Source organism: Pseudomonas syringae, from assembly GCF_023278085.1.
In the GTDB taxonomy this organism is placed as follows: Bacteria; Pseudomonadota; Gammaproteobacteria; order Pseudomonadales; family Pseudomonadaceae; genus Aquipseudomonas; species Aquipseudomonas syringae_Q.
Map to the genome: position 1 here is coordinate 2,628,786 of NZ_CP066265.1, position 23,166 is coordinate 2,651,951.

Genomic DNA, 23,166 nt, shown 5'->3' on the forward strand with positions numbered 1-23,166 from the left:
GAATTACGGATGGCGTCCATCGCAACCCATGACCTGACCCTGAGTTACCAGCGCCAGGTGATCATCGACAGCCTCGATCTGCAATTGCCCGCAGGCCAGGTGACGGTGCTGATCGGCAGCAACGGCTGCGGCAAAAGTACCTTGCTCAAGTCCCTGGCGCGCCTGCTCAAGCCGCAGCAGGGCAGTGTGCTGCTCAATGGCGCGGACATTCATCAGAAATCCACCGCCACAGTCGCCCGCGAACTGGCAATTCTGCCGCAGATGCCCAGCGCACCCGAGGGTATCAGCGTGCGCCAACTGGTAGCGTTGGGGCGCTATCCGTATCAGAACTGGATGCAGCAATGGTCCGTGGAAGATGAAGCCATGGTCGAGCGGGCCTTGGCACAAACCGGTATGCAGGACCTCGCCGAGCGGCCGGTGGATGCCTTGTCTGGTGGCCAGCGTCAGCGTGCGTGGATCGCCATGACCCTGGCGCAGGACACCGACCTGGTGCTGCTCGATGAACCCACCACCTTTCTCGACCTCGCGCATCAGATCGAAGTGCTGGACCTGCTACGTGACCTCAATCGCCAAGAAGGCAAAACCATCGTCATGGTGTTGCATGACCTGAACCTGGCGTGTCGCTACGCCGATCACATGGTCGCGGTCCATGAACGCAGTGCATTCGCCCAGGGACGTCCCGCAGATATCCTCAGTGAAGCACTGGTCAAGCAGGTGTTCGGCCTCAATTGCCGGATCATCGCCGATCCGTTCTTTGGTACACCGCTGTGCATTCCCTTTGGCCGGGAACTGCCGCAATGAGCCTGGCGCGCACGTTCAGCGAATCGGAGTGGGCGCTGCTGTCCGGCGCCCTGCGGCTCAGGCAGGCGGATGAGCGCGATCCTCGCTCACTGCCGGCAAGTGCGTTGCTGGACGATGACGTGTGCGAACAGTTGCTCAATACGCTGGGGCCGATCATCGGCTCGCCATCACTGGCGATCACCGCTTCACTGCTGGCCAAACGCTTTTCCTTCCTGAGCACCGGCGCCTGCCTCTACTCCATGTCGATTTACGACAAGGGCCTGGTCCTGTCACTGGACAACAGCGTGATCGAGTATGCCCACGATGATGGCCTCTGGACCTCTTCCATGCCTTTGGCTGACGTAAGCCCCTTGTGTTACGAACCGGGTATGCGCGAGGCATGGCGTGAAAGGATAGTCAGTACTCTGTTTCGAGACTTGCTCCAGCCTCTGTGGGAAACCTTCAATCGAGTCAGCGGTATTTCCCGGCGCATTCTTTGGGAAAACACTGCAGTGCGCGTCTATTCGCTGTACGACAAACGCATGGACAAGGTTGAAGATCCGGCCATTCGTGAGCGTTACCAGGCGGATTTCGACTGGCTGTTGAATCAGGCCGACCCGTCGCTGTTCGGATTAAGTTACAACCCCCTTAAACACTTTCGACGCCCGCCGGTTTTGCTGGAAGCCGAGGGCAAAAGTATACGTTTCCGCCGCACCTGCTGTTTTTATTACGACGCCAGCAACCCCGTCGAATATTGTTCCACCTGCCCGTTGTTGAGGCCAAAAAAATGTCGATGAACAAACAGATTGCACACCGTCAACAACAACTCAGCGATGCCGTCATCGAGCAATTCCGTGGCATTGCAGCATCCACCATCGGCCACCTGACCGACAGCGGTTATCTGCGCGGGATCAGACCGTTGTTCGACGGCGCCCGAATGGTCGGCAATGTGGTGACCGTCAAAGTCCAGTTGCCGGACGGCAGCATTCTCCGCGACGCACTGCTGAACAGCCTGCCCGGCGATGTGCTGGTAATCGAGTGCGTGGGTGATGAACACTGCGCCTGCTGGGGTGAGTTACGCGCGTTGGCCGGGCTGATAAAGGGTCTGGCTGGAGTCGTCGTGTCGGGGGCCGTGACAGACATTGCCGCTTTACGCGAACATCGCCTGCCGGTGTTCAGTCGTGGCATCAGCGCCGTGACGACGCGCAGTCTGGGTGAGAGCGGTGAGCTGAACGGGGTGATCAATGTGAGTGGAGTGGTTGTTCATCCTGGAGACATTGCGGTGGGTGACGATGACGGGGTATTTATCTTGAGCCCACAGCAAGCGAATGACATGTTGCCTGAGTTATTGGCAAAGGAGGGCGCGGATAAAGAACGGCGGGAAGATTTTCTGCAAAGGCTTGTCGGAGAAAACGCAAGTACCAAACATCATTATTAATATTGTGAATAGCTATCCAGCTTGTTAAGTGATGGCTGTACAGGGCGTAAACATATTAAACGCTGTTCAATGAATGGAACAAGGATTTTGGATCCCGATTACCTGTTAAAACACTGAAAAGGTGTTTTTTTATATTAAGTTTCAGGGGCGATGCTCAAGATTGCTGTTTTATGACCGATGAAGACTGCAAACCCCATCTGTCTCGGATAGCCGCAATGTTTAACTCTCAGTTGAAAAAGACCAACCAGGCATTGGAGCGCCGCCTTGCCATGCTTGAACAAGCGGGGCAAATCCTGAATCTGGAGACGGTTGCCGTCGTTCTGGACGCATCGGGCAAGGTACAGACTGTCAACGGCCTGTTCGAAACCGAGATGAGCTATTCACAAAGCGAGATTGTGGGTCGTAGCCTGTCTGAGCTGAGCCCGCCAGAGTTGAGCGGTGATACTCACCAGAAGCGCGCGCTGACTGCGATTCGGGACGGCAAGCATTTCAGCGGCACCCTGCGGCTGATCAGCAAGACGGGGGCCAGGGTCTGGTTGAGGACGGTGGTCGTTCCCTTCAAAAATGAAACGGGCGGCGTGGAACAGATCACGTTGTACTCAAGCGTTCTGACGCGAACGATTGAAGCCTCGCGTGAAAATGAGGCGTTGGTCAATGCGTTGCAACGCTCTACAGCCGTTATCGACTTTACCCTCGATGGAATTGTCATTGGCGCCAATGATAACTTTCTGAAGGCGATGGGTTATGAGTTGCATCAAATAAAGGGCAAACATCACAAAATTTTCTGTGTGCCTGAAGAGTCGTCCTCTGACGCCTATACCCATTTCTGGGAAAGACTGCGCCGCGGTGAATTTATCGTTGATCGCTTTAGACGAGTTGACAAGTCCGGCCGCGATGTCTGGCTGGAGGCGTCTTATAACCCTATTACCGACGCCAACGGCAAGCTCTACAAAATTGCCAAGTTTGCGACGGTTATTACTGAACAGGTTGAACGTGAAAAAGCCGTTGCTGAAGCATCGGACATGGCCTATCAAACGTCTATCGACACTGACAGCAGTGCCCAACAAGGGCGAAAGGTCATCAAGGACACCCTGCACACGTTAGGTCAACTGACCCTCTCGATGGAGGAGGCCACGCAAGGCATCGAGGCACTGGACGCTCAAAGCCAGGTCATCGGAACGATTATAAAGACCATCAGCGGGATCGCCGAGCAAACCAATCTGCTGGCATTGAACGCCGCCATTGAAGCCGCCAGGGCAGGCGAACAAGGCAGGGGCTTCGCGGTAGTGGCCGACGAAGTACGCCAGCTGGCCTCGCGCACAACAAAGGCTGCGGAAGAAATTGTCAACGTGGTGAAGAAGAATCAAAGCCTGGCATCAGAAGCCGTGGCCGTCATTGTGCGCAGTACCGAACAGGCATCCGAGGCACTGGTATTGGCTAACGATGCAGACCGTGTCATTCAGGAAATCCAGCAAGGCGCAAACACGGTAGTAACCGCCGTCAGCCGTTTTGTTAATCAGCGTTCAAGCTAGTTGCTCGCTGATTGATCGGCTCGGGGGACTACGTTAACCGTACTCCCCCGAGCCTTGACCCTTCAGCAGGTAACGCGAGCAGCGCGGGGACAACGGTCTTCAAGACTCACGCTGGCCTACCGATAACCTGTCTCCAGCCATAGCACCCGTCGTCTCCCGAGCGTAGCCCTTATGTCATTCATCCGCGATCCGCAAATGGTTCGTAAATACCTTTACGCCGTGTTGTGGCTTTACCTGTTTTCTATTTTCCTGCTGGCAGTGGCATGGGAATTCAAGCTTGAATCCATCGCCATGCATGTGCTGGACTTACCGTATGACTCGGACTTCGAAAATGCCGAGCGTTGGCGTTTCGTCTTGACGTCGACCGGTTTTGCGCTGTTATCGATGGTCGTGCCATTCATACTGCTGACGCGCCTGATGCAACGATTGCAAGGCAGCTACAACGACTTGCTGGCGGCGCAGGCGCTCAGTGACTCGCTGGCCCGGCACGATCCATTGTCCGGCCTGCTCAATCGTCGTGTGTTTCACGAGCAACTGGTTGCGCGCCTGCAACAGGCGTCTACGCAAACGGCTGTTTTTCTGATCGACCTGGATAAATTCAAACTGATCAACGATACCCACGGCCATGCTGTCGGTGACGCCGCCATCTGCGCCGTTGCAGAAAGTTTGCGAGAGGCCACGGCAGGGTGGCAGGCGTCAGTGGCCCGACTGGGAGGGGACGAGTTCGGTCTGGCGGTCAGTGGCAACTTCAGTCAGGTCGAGCTGGCGACGCTGGCGGAGACTGTTCTGGCTAAAATCGCGGCATCCAGCGATAACTTGCACCTCATGACCTTCAGTGCCACCTTGGGCGTCGCCATTGCGCCGCTGGACGGTTCCGATCCCGAGATTTTGCTGCAACATGCTGACAGTGCCATGTATCGCGGTAAACACAGTGGCCGCGCGACGTTTCATTTCTACGAAGCCAGCTTTGAGCGCGAACAACGCCAGCAGGCGTTGTTCGCGCAGGAACTGAGGCTCGCTATTGAAGAGCGCCACATTCAGCCGTTCTATCAACCCATCGTCAGTCTTCCCGAACAACGCCTCGCAGGGTTCGAACTGCTGGCGCGATGGTTGCACCCCGAACGTGGAATTATCATGCCGCTTGATTTCATCCCCGTTGCAGAACAATTGGGGCTAATCAAACAACTCACTGAAAGCCTGTTAATCCAGGCTTTCGATCAGGCGCGCGACTGGCCGCCCGACTTTACGCTGTCGATCAACGTTACCTCGCTGATGATCGAAAGCCTCGACTTTCCCGAATGGCTGAAGCACCTGGCCAGTGAAGGCAGGTTCCCTTTAAACCGGCTGGAAGTCGAAGTGACAGAAAATGCCCTCGTGGCCAACGTCGACAGTGCACGCTTGAACCTGGAGCGTCTGCGCGCGATGGGCGTGAGTATTGCGCTGGACGATTTCGGTACCGGCTACTCAGGGCTTTATCACTTGACCAAACTCGCCATCGACAAGATCAAGATCGACAGGTCTTTTTTTGATACGTCGCTGGATAACCAGAATGAGATGGTCAATGCCATCCTTGCTCTGGGCAAGAGTCTGCGCATGAAAATCACCGCTGAAGGGGTAGAGCACGAGGAGCTGGCAGACTGGTTAGCCGCCAATGGGTGCGACTTTGCACAGGGTTATCTGTTCGGGCGGCCACTGCCGTTGGCACAGGTGACAGCGTTGCTGGCAATGAGTGAGGCAGGCGGGCCGGTCAGGGCGCGAGGCAGTGTTGGGTAGTGCACCGATATAAAGGCCCGATGAGTTCGAGAGCGGTTGGTAGAAGCAGGATGAAACGTCAACAATCGGCGGCGTGAAATTGCTAATGTCCACGCCGCCAATTCATTTGCTCTGCCTTGGCTGAAACAAGTAGAGGTCAGAGTTATCAAGTTTTTTCAGTCCGCAGATAATTGCCAACAGCGTGCTGTTTTTATTGACTCATCCAGGTAACTACGCATCTGGCGCTCGTCGAAGCGTGATCCGTGTCAGTTCCGATGGCTTGCCTAGCCGGATGGCGAATCCGGGCCAGAGTGCAGTGCCGTTATTGACATACAGCTGCATCCCGTCGACATCATAAAGCCCCGATACAAATCCGCCGTTGGCCAGGGCCAGCAGGCGGTGAAGACCAAAGATCATGCCACCGTGGGTATGGCCGGAGAGTTGCAGAGCCACCCCTTGAGTGGCTGTTTCTAGCGCGTTCCTTGGTTGATGGTCGAGCAGGATAATCGGCATGTCCTTGGCTATGCCGGCTATCGCCTTTTGAACGTCTGGGGCGGGGAACCCGGTTCTCGGTGCCGTTACATCCGTGACGCCAGCGAGTGCAATCTGGGCGCCGTCGCGCTCGATCAGGGTGTGGCTGTTCGCGAGTGGCACCATTCCCAGCGAAACGAAATGCTGCATCCACGCCTGGTTATCGAAGAAGTACTCGTGGTTGCCGGGTATCACATAAACGCCGTCCGGCGCACGCAGATCACGCAAGGCATCGATATCCTGTTTGCGGTCGCTGATCGAGCCGTCGATCAGATCACCCGTGATGACGATCAGATCGACACCCAGCGCGTTTGATGCCTTGACCACCGCTTGCGTCCACGGCGCATCAAACAATCGGCTGATGTGCATGTCCGTCAGTTGCAATACCTTGTAGCCGTCGAACTGCGGGGGCAGGTTTTTGATCGCAATTTCGATGTCCTTCACCGGCGGCACGCGCACGGCCTGATGAACGCCAATGGCGGCCAGCAGCAAGGCTGTCATGCCGATGCCATAACGCAGTTTTGCCGGGACAGTCAGCCATCGCCGCTTGGCCAGCATGGTCAGTAACGTGCCCAGGTCGACAATGATTTGCAGCACGGCAAGCAGCAGAATCGCGCCAAATGCCCAGTTGAACACCATCACAATGTCGCGGGGAAATTCCGGCGAGAACACGCTGCCGGAAGAAAAGCGGCAATACAGATGATATTGCGAGGCAAGGACCAGCAGCAGGGCGACGGCAATTCTGGCCCGCGGCGCCCATGGCATTGGCCATACATAACGCACGATCACATACAGGCAAGGCAGGCTGAACATGACGTGAAACATCAACGCGCCCCCTTGATTATTAGTGTCTGCTGTTCCTTCATTCTGTGTTCTGGGCGTTTCTGTTGTGCGTCTCTACCCGGTGTCCTGCAATGCATTTGCTATGTCCCTCATTGAATAGCCAAACGCAATCACGCCATATAAACAGAAGACTAACAAGGTCAAAAATATCTCGGTACAGTTGTTATCGAATAAAAGCGGGCTGGTTGACGCTACTCTCGCCCCTGCGAGGTCTGCATCACGCCGCATTCAATGCCACATCACCGCCGCGAGCCATCTCACGAAACAACCGGGGCGACATGCCGAATGTGGATTTGAAGTGCCTGCTGAAATGCGAGCTGCTGCCATAGCCCCATGCGTATGCAATGTCGGTGAGCGATCGTTGGGCAAGTTCGCCATTACGCAGGTCTTCGGCGCAACGTGACAGACGTCGTTGCCAGATATACTCACTGACCGTGCACCCTTGGTCGGCCTGAAATGCTCTGTGCAGGCTGCGCACCGAGCACTGCTCGGCGTTGGCGATGCGCTCTATGGTCAGGTCGCGCTCGGCCAGATGGCGCTCGATGTAGGCTTTCAGGCGGTTTTGCTTGAACAGGCGAAAGTCATGGGTGAGTTGTTTTTCCTCATTCTTGTTCTGCAACGCGTTGTCCAGAACACCGACAATGCTTTCGCCGAGCAGACGCCCGGAGTTACCGTTCAGCAACGGGTACTGATTGTAGGCATCGCTGATCATGTGCATCAGGATTCTGCCCAGCCCGTTACGGCCGCTCAGGTGCATGTCAGCTGGTTCGGCGGCACTGTGCGCGGGTGTTCCATGAAACAGCAGAATGAAGTGTTCGCAGCCCTGAGTGCTGGTCACGCTGAAGGGTTTGCCGCAGTCGACCAGGAGCATTTCGTCCGGCGCCAGTACGCTGTCCTGTTGGCCCTGAGTGAAATGGCTGACGCCTGCGGTTTGCAGAATCAACATGCGCGGCGTGTCGAGCGCATCGACTGCTTTGCTCAATTGCCGTGAATAGCGGTGCGCGCTGGCCGTCATACGGCAGAAGCGTATGGGCCCCAGATCGCCATATTCCAGCCGCCCCTGAAAATTGCTGTGGTGCAAAGGGTCGATGAATGTTGATTCCAGGCGCTTGATGTAATCGGGTGTGCAACCGAGGTGATCACTCATGAATTCTTTCCATTTCATCAGTCGGTCGGAACACACCACTTGATCGGTGGACACACAGGCGAGATTGGTCATGGTTTGCCTCTGTCTTGTTATTGTTTTCTGCTGTCCGGGCATGCGCTCGGACTTCACCGGCACTGACTCAGAACGGATACTGGTGACCGCCTGGCTGCCAGGTAACCCAATGGGCGCGAGTAAACTCATCCAGCGCGTAATGGCCATTGAAGCGTCCGAGGCCGGAGTTCTTCTCGCCGCCGAAGGGGGCGTTGGGTTGATCATCGACGGTGATGTCATTGATGTGAGTCATGCCAGCCACAATGCCCCGTGCGAAGTTCAGGCCACGGGCCATGTCGCGACTGAACACCGCGCTGGAAAGTCCGAACTCACTGGCGTTGGCCAGTTGCAGCGCGTGTGCTTCGTCCTCTGCAATCAACAGCGGCAGCAACGGGCCGAACGTTTCGTCACGGGCCAGCTCCTGATCGGCGGCGACCTCTCCGAACACATGGGGCGGCAGCACCAGCCCTGACGCCTGACCGCCAAACAGGCGCTTGAGACCGGCGCGCCCGGCTTGATCGATCTTGCGCAGCAGGCCGTCAAGCTGGCTTTGATTGATCACCGGCCCGATGACTGTATCGGCTTTGGCCGGATCACCGGTCTTCAGGTCGCGCACGCGCTCGACTACCAGTGCCGAGAAGTCAGCGTAAAGCGAGCGATCGACAATCACCCGGTTGACGCTCATACAGATCTGCCCTTGATGCAGAAAACGTCCGACCACAGCCGCGTGCGCCGCGACTTCGATATCGGCATCCTCCAGGACCACCAGTGGTGCGTTGCCGCCCAGCTCCAGCGCGACACGCTTGATGTGTTTGCCTCCCGTGGCGATGCGGCCCACATTGCGCCCCACATCGGTGGAACCGGTAAAGGAAATCAGGCTCGGGACCGGGTGTTCGACGAAGGCATCACCGATCTCAGAACCTGCGCCGACCACGGCATTGAACGTACCGCTCGGAAAGCCTGCCTCTTCAAAGAAATGGGCAATCAGCAGGCCGCCGGTGATTGCAGTATCGCTGGCCGGCTTGAGTACGACGGTGTTGCCGAGCGCCAGTGCGGGTGCTACCGAGCGCATGCTCAGGTACAACGGGAAGTTCCACGGGCTGATAACACCCACCACGCCCAGCGGCTCGCGAAACACGAAACTCTGTTCGCCCGGCTTGTAGCTGGTCAGAATTCGCCCTTCGACCTGCATCGGCAGTGCGACACAGTCACGCACCATGCGCAGCGTGGATTGCCATTCGATGGTGGCTTTTATGCGCGTGCTGCCGGACTCGCGAATCAGCCAGTCGATGATTTCCTGTTCCCGGCACTGGATAACGTCCGCCAGCCTTGCCAACTGGGCGCTGCGTTCCATGGGCTGCAAGGCTGCCCAGGCGGACTGGGCGACATGCGCAGCCTGGTAGGCGTCATCCAGATCAGCGACTGAGGCGAGGGGCATTTCCAGAAGTTGTTCGCCATTGAACGGGTTGCGGTCGTCCAGCCGACGAGCAGAGCGGCCTGTACGCCAGGCACCGTTGATGTACTGATCGCCATTGATAGCGTAGGGGGCGAGATGTAAGCAGTTCATGGTCTTACCTTCTGAAACGTGTTGGGGATGAAGCGCTGCCCATTGGATTCAGGTTCTGATCCAGGCGCGCCCCCAGGAATTCAGCGTGTGTTCCTCTTGCGGCCAGACGCCGGGAGCACGCGAGGCATCAGTCACTTCAAGTTCGGCCGAGAACTCCAGGCGGTTGCGGTCGGCATCGACCACCATGAAGAACAGATTGTTGCCCGGCCCATGACGGCCCGGGCCGAAGAAAATCGTTATGCGCTCTTTGGCGAAGCGATCACCCCAATCACGGATATCGTTCCACTCGTTGGTTTCATAGCAGTGATGGTCCCACTCTTTTTTCGAGCCGCGAAAGAATGCAAGGGTATGGTGCTCATCGTCGGAGCGCAGAAAGCAGGTGGTGAGCTGACCGGTCTGCTCATCAACGACGTTGTCCGAGACGGTAAACCCAACGGTATTGACGTAGAAGTCGATCATGGCTTCCAGTTCAGTGGTCTGGAATACAACGTGTTGCAGGCGGCCAGGCATGCCGCGCCGAACCGCACAGGCGTCGGTGGCGGACACGCCGAATATCGTCTGCCGACCTTGCGGGTCACTGATCACGAAGGCTCCCGACTCAAGTAGCGGCGATTCAAGGTCTTCGACAGCGCAGCCTTGGCGGACGAGGCGCGCACGCAGTTCTGCCAGCTGAGCCTGATTGTCCAGCGAGAAAGCGGCGGCAAGCAGCCCGCTGTGGTCGGCCGGGGAGATCAGCATCGAACGTTGCGGGCCCTTGAGCTGCCAACTGCCATCAGCTTGGGCAAGGCCTTCCATATCCAGCATGCGCCGATAGAAATCGACCTGCTGTTGCGGTTCTTTGCTGGCCAGATGCAGGTAGCACAGGCGCGCTGGAGTAGATGTCTGGAGAGTTTGCATAACCACCTCTGTACATGAACGGTTCAGGGAAAGACGGGTGTAGCGTTCGAGTTGACCGCGCCTTCCTTTGCTGTGGCGCTGCCGAACAGTGATTGCAGTAAATGGGCTGTCCGTGCCTCAGATGCCTTGTCGAAGATCGCCGCGATATAACGGTCGGGGCGCAGCAACAAAACTGTGTCTGAGCGGCCCAGTATTTTTTCGAGCAAACCGTCAGCGTCCTGGACCACGGAGCATCCGGGCACCGGAGGGATATCTTTGGCGTCTGCCGGAAGAATCAGAATGCGTCTGGCCTCAAGGTGGTTCCAGAAGCCATGCTGGAGTTCGTCGACACAGTGCTGCGCCGCATCGCCATACTGAATCAGGGCGAAACCCGCGCCGATGATGTCGTCCAGCAGCCGCACCAGACCTTGAGCATCGGTCAGCATCGGCTGGGGAAACATGTTGCCGCTGGACAGGCTTCCGGCTTGGCCCTCGGTCAGTACCAACCCCTTGGTGAAGCGGGGTTTGGGCTTGAAGCGCATTTGCAGGAAATAGTCGCGCAGCGGTGGTAGCAGTCCTATAAGCGAGAACACACCGCTGATCAGGCGAGCGCGAAAAACGCTAGCCGGGGCCATGACCACGCCGAGGTTCAAGGCCAGTTTGATCAATGCCCATGCATGGTCACGGCGCTCGCTTTCATAGGAAAGCAGGGCGGTTTCATCCATTTTTCCTTGCAGCACGCCGATCAGCTTCCAGCCCAGGTTGTGCGCATCACGCACGCCGCTGTTCATGCCTTGCCCTGCATAAGGCGGGGTGAGGTGAGCGGCATCACCAGCAAGGAATACCCGGCCCACCTGCCAACGACTGGCAACACGGGCATGAAAGGTATAAACCGTCTTGCGCACGATAGAGACCGGGGCGTCACCCTTGAACGGCCTTAGCAGGGCGTGCAGGCTGGCGTCACTGAGCACGTGCGAATCGGTCTCTTCGGGCTTGAGAAGAAACTCGAAACGTCGCGTGCGATGCGGGCCCGGAACGTCAACGACCGGGCGGCGCGCATCGCAATACACGCGTGTCTGCCAGAACTCATCGTCATCCTGATCGGTGTCGAGCACCAGCCAGCGCGAGCTGAAGCTGGAACCCACCATTTCGATCCCGAGTTGCTTGCGTACCGGGCTGCGGCCGCCGTCACAGGCAATCAGGTAGTCTGCGTTGATTTCGAGCAGATGGCCGTCGGCATCGCGAATAAGCGCACATACACCGCGCCGATCCTGACTGAATTCCAGCAAGTCATGGCCGAACAGCGCCTGCAGGCTGGAGAATCGTTCCAGACCGGTCTTAAGCGTGCCTTCGAACAGTGGCTGCCGAAAAGCGTTGCGCTTGGGATAGCCATAAAGCTTACCGGTGGGTTCGACCTTGCCGAAGCAGCGACCGCCGGGACGCGTGAAATAATGCACGCCGTAACCGGGCACCACGTCGCGCAAAACCGCTTGGTCCAGCCCGATGGCCTGCATGGTGCGCAACGATTCGTCATCGATGGACACCGCACGCGGCTCGGTCACCGTGCCGGGCTTGCGGTCGATGATCAGTGTGTTCACATCCGCCTGACCCAGCAGGTTGGCCAGAGTAAGCCCGGTAGGACCGGCCCCGACTATCAGCACCTGGGTGCTGAGACTTTTGAGGGTTGTCATTATTATTCCCTGAAGTTGGGTTCAGCCTTTATGCGGTGGGCTATTGGCAAGCGCCGTCATGAGCTGTGACAGGTTCTGTGCCAGGGCGAGAATCTGCTGACCCTGTACGTCTTCTTGCGCACTATCGCGGTCTTGAATCGGCCGAACGCAGCTGATGCTGCCGACGACTTTGCCATCGTGGTCAAAAATCGGCGCTGCCAGGCCGTACACACCGTTGTCGACCTCACCTGCACTGGCGACGTAGCCCTGACGGCGGAGTTGCTGCAGCGAACGGCGAAACTGTTCCCAACTCTGGCCCAGATTGCTGGCACGCACTGCATCCGGGTTGTCGAGAAACAGCTGGCTATGTTGCCGCGACGTCATGTTGGCAAGGATGACTTTGGAGGTTGCTCCTAGAAACAGCGGCCGTGGAGTGCCTCGCGAGTAACTGACCTCACTGAGCAGATCGCCATACTGATGAATACAGACGACCTGATCCTTGAACAGCCGGCAAATCAGCCAGGCCTGTTGTTCGGTCCAGCGTGGGAAGCTTGCTTCCAGTGCCTGTGAAGCGCGCACAAGAGGGTCGCTGAGGCGCAGTTGGCGGTCCCAGGTGATGATCCGTGCACCCAGCGCATAACGTCCGGCCTCAACCTGAAACAACAGATCGGCATCGGCCAGCTCGCGCACGTAGCGATAGACCGTGGAGCGGGTGAACCCAAGCGCGCCGCCCATGTCATCAACGGCCCAGATCGGCTTTTCTGCGGTAAACAGGTCAAGTACCCGCAGCATGCGTTCCAGACTGGAACCTTTGACGTCGGCACTCTGCTCGTGGAGCTGTTGCGGTGGTTTGATGTTTTCCATGACTTACTGCTCGTCAACGATGCTGTTGCGCAAAATGCCGATACCGGAAATCTCGATCTCGACTTCATCGCCAGGCTTCATCCACACTGGAGGCTCGCGGAACGCACCGACACCGCCTGTGGTGCCACTGACAACCACATCGCCCGGCGCGAGTTCGGTGAACGTGGAGCAGTACTCAATCAGCGCACGCACATCGAAAATCATGTCGCTGGTGTTGGTGTGCTGCATGACTTCGCCATTCAGGCGGGTGGTCAATTCAAGATTCTGCGGGTCGCCAATCTCGTCACGGGTTACCAGCCAAGGGCCAAAACTGCCGGTATAGGGAAAGTTTTTGCCCGGAATGAACTGGATGGTGTGCTTCTGCCAGTCGCGAACACTGCCGTCGTTGTAGCAGGCATAGCCGGCGACATAGTCCAGCGCGTCAGCTTGCTTGACGTGGCGCGCGGTCTTACCGATCACCACTGCCAGTTCACCTTCGAAGTCCAGTTTGTGCGAAGCCTTGGGGCGGATGATGGGTTGCATATGCGCAACCTGACTGTCCGCGAAACGCGTGAAGATCATCGGGTAGGTCGGCATCTCGCGACCGGTTTCCCGAACATGCGTGGCGTAGTTGATGCCGATGCACAGCACTTTCCCCGGATTCTGGATGACGGGAAGGAACGTCACCTGCGCCATGGGAATGCGCGGCAGACTTGCCAGTAGGTCGCTGCCGAGTCCGCTCAACAGGTTGTTGCTGATGGCCTGCTTGAGATCAGCACCAAACGTAGGCTTCAGCCCGTCCATGTCGATGAGCTGGTCGCCCTCGACGACGCCGTAGGTAGTGCGACCTTCAACGATAAAGCTGGCGAATTTCATGGAATCTCCTTGGTCGGTGGACACATGCGCTGAGGTTTAATCTATGCCTGAACATAATTCCTGTAAAGCAGGATTTATTAATAAATCCCACAATGCAGAAATTATGTAATGTGTCTTTTATGGATTGATTTACCGGTCGAAAAACGCCCACGCGATGACGTGCCAGTCGCAATGCAGCGCCTGACAACAGGTGAGGCAGAAAGGGCTTTCATACCATTTTCAGCGGCTGTCAGACCTCAGCCCGACAGTCACTGAGCAGAACGCTTAGACTTACCTGGGTGACCAGCAGCCATGCAGCGACATGCGCATCCGGAACGGGATCTTTATGCGGGCGATCGGCCCGCTTTGCATGTCACGGGAGTCCAGAACAACCAGTTCACTGCGGTTTTCTGCGATGAGGTTGAGCAGCGAGACGACATAACCGTCTGCCTCGTCGGCGTCCGGGAAGCGCGGGATGAAGATAGGCTCCTGAAAACATCCGCTGTCACCGGGAAACCAGGCATCTGTCACACCTGTTAGCAGGTTCAGGTGGGCCAGCAGATTGAAGAACTGAAACGGCATCGGCCCGTTTGCGGGGTTGTAAGGGCGCTGCGGATCGAAGGCAATCAGCATACCGTGTTCGTAGCGGCGACCGATGTAACGGTCATCGCACCTGGGGAATTCACACGCGTAATCATTCAGCGGCCGGGGCTCGATATCCTCCTGTGAGCTGTTCAGGTCGAAGGTCCACCTCATCAGACTGGCTGCCAGCGTCTCTGGCGGCGGAACATAGCCGTCCGCCTGAGGGAAGAAATAGAAGATGTTGCCGCCCGTGACCGGCATGTCGACGTAAATCTTCCCGTTCTCATCGAATGCATTCAATGTATGGCCCTGAAAACCCTGCTTCGGCCCTCTGAACCAGCGAATGTCCTCACCGCGCCCGTCGCGTGGCACGACGGCGAACAACTGAGGCAGATAGGGTTGCCACTGGAAATGCGCGCCTCCGCTTTTCATGCGTTCTATGTCGACGGTCAACGGGATCAACGGAAATACCACGTAATGTTCGGTTACTGCAAAGTCGTGAACCATCGCCGCGTAGGGTGCCTGAAACCATATTTCGTGCAGCAGTTTACCGTCCGGAGAGATTTCGAAATACGCAATGTCCGGCGTGCCTTCGCCCTTGGCTTCATAGGCGAAGGCCAGAAGATTTCCGGTCAGCGGGTCGCGTTTCGGGTGAGCGGTGAATGTCGCGGATTTGATCTGGCCCTCGAAATTCCATTCCCCCAGCGTCTCCAGCGTTTCCGGGTCCAGCGCCCAGGGCATCGCATCTTCCTTGAATGCCAGCAGCATGCCGTTGTGCGGCATGACGGTGGTATTGGCAGTGGTGTTGTTCTTCGCCGCAAGCGGATCATTGGTGTAGCTGTTTCGGTAAACGCCGTTAAGCGAGCGACCTTCACGGCGCTGAGCCAACAGACGATCGGTTTTCACATAGCGGCGGCGCAATGACACCTTGCCATCCGCGAAAAAGAATCCGCTGACCAGGCCGTCGCCGTTGAAAAAGATATCGGTGCCCAGCATGGGCGGATACTGCGGATCGGGTGCAACCTGATAAAACACACCGCGGATCGAGTGGGGAAGGGTGCCTTCGACTTCAAGGTCGAATACATCGGCTTCGATACGACTGGGCGTGTAAAGGGGGCCCGAAAACTCGGGTGTCTTGGGGAACAGGGTGGTCATTGGGTACTCCCGTTGATTGGGCGTTTCGTTCGTTTCAGGGACACATCATTCAGGCAGTACATTCAGGCGGATTGAGGGCACATTGCCTGCTCGGTCGGTGTGAGTTGCCGACGAAAGCGTTTGACGACGATGCACGAGATAACCAGCGCCACCAGATAGGCAGCCCCGGCCAGCCAGCCGACCGCGCGGAAGTGGCCCTCGCCAACGACAAGCGCTGCACCGAAGGGACCAAGGCCCTGACCGATAAAAATTGCGGCATTGCCAAGGCCTGCCAGCCTCCCGGAAGGGTCCATTTCAGCGGCAATGGAAAGCAGGTAGGGAAGGCTGAAGAACCACACCATATGGATCAGACACGCAGTGACGGCAAAGGCGACCGGCGTATTGCCATAGACCATTACCAGGGTCGCCAGCAATGCTGTACCAAAACCCAGCAGTTGCGGAAAAAGCAGCCCGAATCGACGCCCGATCAGCCCGGCGAGACCTGCACCCAGTGCGCCCGCGAGGATGCTGCCACCGAGAATGCCGCCAATTTGCTGTGGCTCGAGGCCGATGCTTTTGCCGATGCGTTCCTGGTAGACCCAGAGCGCGGAATGCCCGAAAAAAAGCAAGGCAAAGAGCATGATCAGCAGAAATGACGTCAAGCCAAACGGGAGGGAAGGGCCATTGGCTTTAACCAGCGCCTGCGGATAGTGTTTCGGTACCCTCCAGCACCCCGGGATGGCGACTGCACTGACGGTCGCCAGCAGGTAAAACGCACCATTTATACCGAATGCCTGGAGGATGGTCGGCATGGACGTCACCAGCAGCATGCCCCAGAGCAGATTGCCGATATTGATGATGGCGAATGTGGCGTCCTTTGCTCTGCGCAATGCCGCAGTGGCGTAAACCACGGCCATCACAACGCCTCCGCTTGCGCCGCAAATCACCCTGCAGATCAGTAGCCCTGTCTGGCTGTGCACCTGAGCGCTGGCCAGATTGCCGAGTACCAGCACGATCAGCGCCGCGATGGCGAAATAGCGTCGGTTGACACTGCCCATAAACATCGCGCTTGCACCACAGGCAATGGCCATCGCTATCAGCTCGGCAGCAAAAATGCCTCCGATAGCATTCAGCGGCAAGCCTAGCTGGTCGATCAACGCGCCGCCCAGGATAGGTTGGATCTGCAGTGTTCCCAGAGATATGACCATCATCAGGCAGATGGCGGCCAATGATTGCTTGCTATCGATTGAGTCGAGCGCGTTCATGCAGCATCACCTCGAGTAAAAGGCCCGCCCGGCATGCAGGGCAGGCGCACACGTCAGTCAGAACTTGTGAACGTAGCGAACCTGCACCATGTAATCAGCCCGAGAGCGGTTCTCGACGTCGGTTTCCTTGTAGGTATTCAGCCAGAATGCCTGGGGTTCGCTTATCTTCCAGAACAGGCCCGGGCCGATGCCCAGTACCTTTTCCCGTGAGTCGCTCAGCCTGCTGCCATTGACTTCATCGTCCGATATCTGCTTGAAGTAGTAGCCGTTGATACCGAGCGAAACCTTGGGAAACACTTCATACGACGCCGTGAAGTTGGCCCACGCGGACTGTCCTGACTGGGTGTCGCGCACCGGGCGCCCTTCGAAAAGCTGCGCAGAACTGCTCGCAGGATCATCGTTCTTGAAGTTGTACAGATAGTTGAGCCGCCAGCTGACCTCCCAGCGAGGCGCTGGCATCCAGGTTGCCGCCCAATACGGGTTGAGCGAGAAGTAATTGGAGCCAGGGTTGAGATCTTTGTGCTTGTCGTACTTGCCTGTGGGGATGATGGTATCGAAGGCTACTCGCTGCACGAAAACCGGCCTGCCCGTCGCATTAACGATCGGATCGAACTGAATCTGGGGGCCCGCCGTGACGTCACCAAGACCGGTCCCGTTATCCTTCAGCTTGGCGCCGTTGTCGCCGAAATCGCCATCCAGAGAGACAACCGGGATTAGCACACTCCAACCCAAGTGCGCGCCGCCGCCAATACTGTCGGGCGAGTAGTAACTGAACTGGTTGATCATCGTGACAACGTTGATCTTCGGGTCATCAAAAGCGCTGTTGTGCTTGCCGGCACTGGTTCTGATGCTACTGGCTGTACTGAATTTCAGATAAGTCTGATGCGTCAGGCCGGGCGGTCCTGCAAACCCGTCGTAAAAGCTGGTGCCGCCCAGATTGATACCACTGGGCTGGCTGACCGAAGGCGGCGGAGGGCCATCTGCTGCAAAAACGGCAAATGATACGAAGCAGAGAGCCAGGAATGCTGGCGTGTTTTTTGTCAGTCTCATTGGCGCGGCTCTATTTTTGGAATTGTGAGCAGGGAAGCGTCCCTTGGCAGCTTGACTTTAAAGCCTGCGTAACCGTTGTACTTGAGTGGAAGGGACAGAGTTGACTGAGAGCGCCATCAAGGCAGGGAGTGACAGCCATAAATAAATGTAGGGCAGCATTACGCTTCTTAATCGCAAAACGCCATCTCTCGATTGACGCTGTGGCGGGCGCTCATGGTTAATGGCTGCAACGCTATTCAAAGCAGAGTTCGCCGCCATGCCCACTTTTTGTTTCGTCGAATTACTTTTTCAATGGGCGCTGCATTTCCCAGGACCGATAGTGGTCCGTCAGGGTTTCAGTGATCGATCGATAACGAATCCCGAGTTCGTCGACGCTGCGTTGATTGTCGACCCTGAAACGAACCCCGAGGTGCTTGCTCAGATAGTCCTGTGTAAGCCCGAACAAAGGCCCGATCAGTCTGACGAGTGCGTTCGGGATCTGGTAACGCGGCAATAGCCAGGGACGCCGATGAAGACGGCGCACGATGCTCGATATCTCCACAAAGGACACCATGCTTTTTTCTGCAAGGATGTAACGGCCTTGGGCGTTCGCATTGCTGGCGGCATTGATATGGGCTTTTGCTACATCACGCACGTCGACAGTCGTCAGGCTCAGGTCAGGCATCCCGTAAAAGAAGTAACCCCGGAACATCTCATCCAGCAGAAACAGGCTTCCGGAATCCGAGGCCGGTGTAAGCGACGGACCGAGAATCATGCCTGGGTTGATCGTGACCAGACGCCAGCGAGTCTGCTTTTCGCAAATTCGCCATGCTTCTTTCTCGGCCTCTACCTTGGCGTAGTGATAGGGATTGTTTTCAAGTGTACTGCTGGTGTTGAAATACGCTTCGGTCAGGGTCTTGTTCTTCATGCTCAAGACATCGATGTAGTCACCAAAAATTGCCCCGACCGTGGAGGTCATGACCACGCGCGTTACGCTGGGCGTTTTTTCGACGCTACTCAAAACGTTCCGAGTGCCTAGCAGCGCGGGTTCAAGCATTTCACGGCGGCCATCCTTTATTTTTTCAGGCAGCAGAAAAGGCGAAGCCACATGATGGACGACTGTGCAATCGCGCATCGGCGCATCAAATGCACTGTCTTCGAGCAGGTCGGCCTCGAATAGAAACAGTCTGCCTGGGTACTGCTTCTGCAAGGTAAACAGCGGAAGCACTTTTGCGGTATTGGCCAGAGTGCGGACAGTGGTATTGACCGTATTGCCGTTGGCAAGCAATTGCTGAATCAGGTGGCAGGCAACAAAACCTCCACCACCGGTCACAAGTACTCGATCTGTCATAACGCACCGTCTCTTGTTGATTATTTATTGAGGGCAGAGGGTTACGTTAAACAAGCGGCAACAGCACGATCAGGGGCAAAACGGACGCAAAAGGGGGCGGCAACGGACTTCCGCTTCAGTTTGAAGGCGGCCGCTGGATGTCTTTTCTGAACTGCTGGATTTCATGCCGGGCTTCGCGCGGCGTCACGCCGGTCCAGCGCTTGAAGGCTCGCCGGAAATCACGGATATCGCTGAATCCGGTTTCACTGGCAACATCAATCAGCTTCGTCTCTCTGTGACTCAGCAGCGACAATGCCCTGGCCCTGCGCAGAGAGTCGATGACACCTTGATAGGACTGTCCCGCCTCTTCCAGACGCCGCCGTAAAGTACGCTCGCCCATATTGAGCTGCTTCGCCAGATCACCGACCGAAGGTGGAGCGCAGAGTTGCTTGCGTATTTCTCGCTGTACGGTTTCTACGAGGTCAGAAACACCCTTGTCTTCCCAGTGAGAACTGTCCAGCAACTCCGCCACTTCGGCAGCCACGAAGTCGTCGCGTGTCGCAAGCGGAAGTTCAAGCCACTGCGCATCGAACTCGATCAGGTTGTGGGTACCGGCAAATACCACCGGGCAGCGAAATACCTCGGTATAACGTGGCCCGTGTTCTGGCTCCGGATATTCAAGTTCAATCCGGCTTGGAAGCAGATCACCACGGCCACAGAGATGCCGAACGATAGCCATTGCACTCGCGAATGCTTCTTCCAGATAGAAACTGATGACATCCGGGTCAAAGAACAGCGGCACGATATACGTCAGGCAACGGCCTTCGTGAAACTCCATACGGTGGCTGAGCAGGGCGCCGGTGTGTTTTTGATAACGGATGGCCAGACTCAATGCGTCGCCCAGCGTGGGGCTGGCCTGCATGCCCAACCCTACAAGCCCCCACGAGACGGCGGTCTGGCGTTTGCCAACCGCAAGCCCCAGACCGTCATCGCCGAGCAGGGTAATTGTGCGTCGTACCAGCAGGTTGCTCTGGCGATGAGACAGAAAATAATCGGGCTTTTTCAAGTCATCCGGAGCAAAACCCAAACCGCGACACAGCCACTCGGTGTTGACGCCCCGGTCACTGGCATATTGCAAAAGCATGCGGGACACCTGGGGCGGAGCAGATGCTTCGGAAAACAGTGGATCAGCAATGAGTTTCATGGCGAGCCAGACCTTCTGCCTGCGTATTCTTTTTGGTGTTATCGAGTAACAGCATGCCTGAAAAAACATCTGTAACCGCTAGCGATTCGCTAAATAAATCATCGATTCGAGGCGCTATTCCAGCAAACGCGACCCCGTCCGTTGCCACCCCCTTTTGCGTCCATTAAACCCCTGCTTGCTCCGCCTAGTGTTGGCTAACGTAGGGGTCTCGCTGAAGAACCCGAGGAACATAAAGTGAGCAACGAAAACAAGATCCATAATTGTGCTGATGCCGTCTGTATTATCGGCAGCGGCCCTGGCGGGTTGTGTATGGCGAGAGCCCTGAAGCGTCAAGGCCTCGATTATGAACAGTTCGAGCGACACAGCGAAGTGGGCGGGGTGTGGGATATCGATAATCCCGGTACGCCCATGTATCAATCGGCGCACTTCATCTCTTCTCGCGATCAGTCAGGGTTTCTCGACTATCCCATGCCAGCGCACTTCCCGGATTACCCGAGCAATCGACAGATCTTCGAGTACGTTCGCTCGTTTGCGATGGCATTCGACCTGTACGGCAAGATTCGTTTCAATACTGCGGTCACCGATGTGGAAAAGGAGGAGAACGGGCGCTGGCTGGTTACGCTGGCCAACGGTGAACAGCGCCGTTATCGGGCCGTGGTGTGCGCCACGGGCTGCAACTGGGACCCCAACATGCCCGAAGTGAAAGGGCAGTTCGAAGGCGCGATCCGGCATTCGGTAACTTACAAGAATGCCGACGAGTTCAGAGGCAAGCGGGTGATGATTATTGGGGCTGGCAACTCCGGCGCTGATATTGCCTGCGATGCGGCCAAGCATGCAGACAAGGCTTTTATCAGTATGCGTCGCGGTTACCATTTCATTCCCAAGCACCTGTTCGGTATGCCGGTCGATGAATTCGGCGAGAAAGGACCGCCCTTGCCGATGTGGCTCGCGCGCCCGATCTTTCAGGCGATTCTGCGTGTCATTAACGGTGACACATGTCGCTTCGGCTTGCCCAGGCCAGACCATAAGTTGTTCGAGAGTCACCCGCTGCTCAATACCCAACTGTTGCATTATCTGCAACACGGCGATATTCAGGTCAAAGCCGATGTATCGCACTACGAGGGTCATGAAGTGGTGTTCAAGGACGGCACACGTGAGGTGCTCGATCTGGTGCTTTATGCCACCGGCTATAAATGGAGCTGCAAGTACGCATCGAAGTATTTCGAGTGGAAAGGCGGGCGGCCGCAGTTGTACCTGTCGATTTTCAGTCGCGAGCACCATAATCTGTTTGGCATTGGCTACCTGGAAACCAACTCCAGCGCTTACAAGCTGTTCGACAACGAGGCGCATGCGGTGGCCTGTTACCTGCGTGATCAGTTGCATCAAACCGCCCAGGCCAGCCAGTTCGATCAATTGATTGCCGCTGACAATCCCGATCTTTCCGGGGGTATCACGTTCGTTAAATCGCAACGGCACGAGGTGTATCTGGAAGCGCACTCGCTCAAGAAATACTTGCGCAAACTGTTTCGCAGCCTCGGCTGGCCGGAGATAGAGGAGGGGTATTACAGCAGCCTGCGCAAGGGGGCAGGTTATGTGGCTGTTCCTGTTCAGCAGCAGAAGGTCGCTGTAACGGAGAGCTTTGTATGAAAACTGTCGTCTTGCTGACTGGCGCCGCCGGAGGTATTGGCCAGGCCATCTGCGCCGAACTGATCCGCCGGGGCATGCAGCTGATATTGGCTGACATTAATGAAACACCGTTACGAGCACTGGCAGAACAGCTCGGCGCTGATGCTCATCCCTATGTAGTGGATCTGACCGATCGGGAGCGCCTGGAGGGCTTGATGAGCTATATCGAGTCCGAGTTTGGTCGACTCGACGTGCTGATCAATAACGCCGCCATTGCAGTGGTCGAAGCGTTCGACACGCGCTCAGTCGAAAGCATCAGCCGCGAACTTGACATCAATCTCATTGCACCGTTGATCCTCACCCGTCTGGCCATTCCATTACTCAAACGCTCGGCCGATGCGCGGGTTATTTCCACGGTTTCGTTGGGGGGTGTCTTCCCTACGCCCGAGTCACCCATTTACTGCGCAAGCAAGTTTGGCCTGCGCGGCGCGATGCTTTCAATCGGCCTGGATCTTGCGCAGAAGGGCATCAAGGTCGGGTCCATTCTGCCAACTGCCACAGATACGCAAATGCTCCGCAAGGAAGCCATCGAGGGTGGCAACGCCTTGCAGTTCATCGCGCCGCCTCAATCACCGGAGGACGTTGCCCGGCAGGTTGTACTGATGCTCGATAAACCTTGCCTGGAGCGGTTCCCCAAACCCAGTGAATCCTGGGCATCCAGCCTGACCATGCTGTTCCCCAATCTTTTGCCGCGCACTACCCGGTTACTGCAAAAACGTGGCGAACGCGGCATGAAGAAATACATCGAGTCCCTTGGCGAACGCGGGCTTGCGCATCAGGTAGAGGGCGTCTGGCGTTTGAAGTAGTCGAACTTGAGCCGCGCCGTAGAGCACTTGCCTGTCTCATCCGCAAAGTATGCCGAGGCAGGCTTGGCAAACAGTGGATCATGCCAGCGACCGCTCACTTTCAATCATCTATGCATGGCTCCATGATGGTGTAATACGTCCAGAAGACCGGAGCGATGGCTCGCATGCTGTAGTGCGCTGCATGCCGTCTGCCCGAACTGAGCCTGAGCCGGTTCAGACCCATGCGGCGCCACCAGCGCCGACAT

18 protein-coding genes and 2 pseudogenes are annotated in these 23,166 nt (G+C 56.8%); 8 read left to right on the forward strand and 12 right to left on the reverse strand.

Annotated features, from left to right (window positions below; genetic code table 11):
* Window positions 1–9 precede the first annotated feature (9 nt).
* The 6 genes and pseudogenes from I9H07_RS11620 (at window position 10) to I9H07_RS11640 (ending at window position 5,523) form a co-directional block, all read left to right on the forward strand.
* The gene (locus I9H07_RS11620) at window positions 10–801 is read left to right on the forward strand and encodes an ABC transporter ATP-binding protein (RefSeq protein ID WP_024674477.1); all 792 of its coding nucleotides are present in this window, start codon (window positions 10–12) and stop codon (window positions 799–801) included.
* Window positions 798–1,577: an IucA/IucC family C-terminal-domain containing protein gene (locus tag I9H07_RS11625; protein WP_236423926.1), complete on the forward strand. Its 780-nt coding sequence runs from the start codon at window positions 798–800 to the stop codon at window positions 1,575–1,577. The genes I9H07_RS11620 and I9H07_RS11625 overlap by 4 nt, the downstream gene beginning before the upstream one ends.
* Window positions 1,574–2,218: an RraA family protein gene (locus I9H07_RS11630; protein WP_094188466.1), complete on the forward strand. Its 645-nt coding sequence runs from the start codon at window positions 1,574–1,576 to the stop codon at window positions 2,216–2,218. The genes I9H07_RS11625 and I9H07_RS11630 overlap by 4 nt, the downstream gene beginning before the upstream one ends.
* Window positions 2,219–2,487: 269 nt before the next feature.
* Window positions 2,488–3,210 (forward strand): annotated as a pseudogene (locus I9H07_RS25030) (PAS domain-containing protein); the annotation flags it as partial.
* Window positions 3,211–3,321: 111 nt separating this feature from the next.
* Window positions 3,322–3,750 (forward strand): annotated as a pseudogene (locus tag I9H07_RS25035) (methyl-accepting chemotaxis protein); the annotation flags it as partial.
* Between the two features lie 171 nt (window positions 3,751–3,921).
* Window positions 3,922–5,523: a putative bifunctional diguanylate cyclase/phosphodiesterase gene (locus I9H07_RS11640; protein ID WP_236426023.1), complete on the forward strand. Its 1,602-nt coding sequence runs from the start codon at window positions 3,922–3,924 to the stop codon at window positions 5,521–5,523.
* Between the two features lie 210 nt (window positions 5,524–5,733).
* Here I9H07_RS11640 and I9H07_RS11645 read toward each other — a convergent pair whose 3' ends face one another.
* From I9H07_RS11645 to I9H07_RS11700, 12 genes are all read right to left on the reverse strand, one after another.
* Window positions 5,734–6,858, reverse strand: a complete 1,125-nt coding sequence (locus I9H07_RS11645; RefSeq protein WP_058824489.1) for a metallophosphoesterase — start codon at window positions 6,856–6,858, stop codon at window positions 5,734–5,736.
* Between the two features lie 235 nt (window positions 6,859–7,093).
* Window positions 7,094–8,095: a helix-turn-helix domain-containing protein gene (locus I9H07_RS11650; protein ID WP_024674471.1), complete on the reverse strand. Its 1,002-nt coding sequence runs from the start codon at window positions 8,093–8,095 to the stop codon at window positions 7,094–7,096.
* A 67-nt stretch (window positions 8,096–8,162) separates the two neighbouring features.
* A complete protein-coding gene (locus tag I9H07_RS11655) occupies window positions 8,163–9,641 on the reverse strand; it encodes an aldehyde dehydrogenase family protein (protein ID WP_236424994.1) in 1,479 nt (492 codons plus the stop codon).
* A gap of 48 nt (window positions 9,642–9,689) precedes the next feature.
* A complete protein-coding gene (locus tag I9H07_RS11660) occupies window positions 9,690–10,538 on the reverse strand; it encodes a VOC family protein (protein ID WP_236424992.1) in 849 nt (282 codons plus the stop codon).
* A gap of 23 nt (window positions 10,539–10,561) precedes the next feature.
* Complete coding sequence (locus tag I9H07_RS11665) at window positions 10,562–12,208, reverse strand: bifunctional 3-(3-hydroxy-phenyl)propionate/3-hydroxycinnamic acid hydroxylase (RefSeq protein WP_236424991.1); 1,647 nt, start codon at window positions 12,206–12,208, stop codon at window positions 10,562–10,564.
* Between the two features lie 21 nt (window positions 12,209–12,229).
* Complete coding sequence (locus tag I9H07_RS11670) at window positions 12,230–13,051, reverse strand: IclR family transcriptional regulator (RefSeq protein WP_236424989.1); 822 nt, start codon at window positions 13,049–13,051, stop codon at window positions 12,230–12,232.
* A 3-nt stretch (window positions 13,052–13,054) separates the two neighbouring features.
* Window positions 13,055–13,906 carry a fumarylacetoacetate hydrolase family protein gene (locus I9H07_RS11675; RefSeq protein ID WP_236424987.1) on the reverse strand — a complete coding sequence of 284 codons (852 nt, stop codon included), beginning with the start codon at window positions 13,904–13,906 and terminating at the stop codon, window positions 13,055–13,057.
* A gap of 270 nt (window positions 13,907–14,176) precedes the next feature.
* Window positions 14,177–15,622 (reverse strand): carotenoid oxygenase family protein, encoded by a 1,446-nt coding sequence (locus I9H07_RS11680; protein WP_058392217.1) that lies wholly within the window; start codon window positions 15,620–15,622, stop codon window positions 14,177–14,179.
* 62 nt (window positions 15,623–15,684) lie between these two features.
* The gene (locus I9H07_RS11685) at window positions 15,685–16,866 is read right to left on the reverse strand and encodes an MFS transporter (protein ID WP_058824487.1); all 1,182 of its coding nucleotides are present in this window, start codon (window positions 16,864–16,866) and stop codon (window positions 15,685–15,687) included.
* Between the two features lie 57 nt (window positions 16,867–16,923).
* The gene (locus I9H07_RS11690) at window positions 16,924–17,916 is read right to left on the reverse strand and encodes a SphA family protein (RefSeq protein WP_024674463.1); all 993 of its coding nucleotides are present in this window, start codon (window positions 17,914–17,916) and stop codon (window positions 16,924–16,926) included.
* A 280-nt stretch (window positions 17,917–18,196) separates the two neighbouring features.
* Window positions 18,197–19,246, reverse strand: coding sequence for an NAD-dependent epimerase/dehydratase family protein (locus tag I9H07_RS11695; protein WP_024674462.1), 1,050 nt, complete (start codon window positions 19,244–19,246; stop codon window positions 18,197–18,199).
* A gap of 115 nt (window positions 19,247–19,361) precedes the next feature.
* Entirely contained in the window at window positions 19,362–20,369 is a 1,008-nt protein-coding gene (locus I9H07_RS11700; protein ID WP_235591749.1) for an AraC family transcriptional regulator, read from the reverse strand.
* Window positions 20,370–20,663: 294 nt separating this feature from the next.
* Here I9H07_RS11700 and I9H07_RS11705 point away from each other — a divergent pair, with 294 nt between their 5' ends.
* Window positions 20,664–22,076, forward strand: a complete 1,413-nt coding sequence (locus I9H07_RS11705) for a flavin-containing monooxygenase (protein WP_024674460.1) — start codon at window positions 20,664–20,666, stop codon at window positions 22,074–22,076.
* Window positions 22,073–22,921, forward strand: a complete 849-nt coding sequence (locus I9H07_RS11710; RefSeq protein ID WP_024674459.1) for an SDR family NAD(P)-dependent oxidoreductase — start codon at window positions 22,073–22,075, stop codon at window positions 22,919–22,921. The genes I9H07_RS11705 and I9H07_RS11710 overlap by 4 nt, the downstream gene beginning before the upstream one ends.
* Window positions 22,922–23,166: the final 245 nt, after the last annotated feature.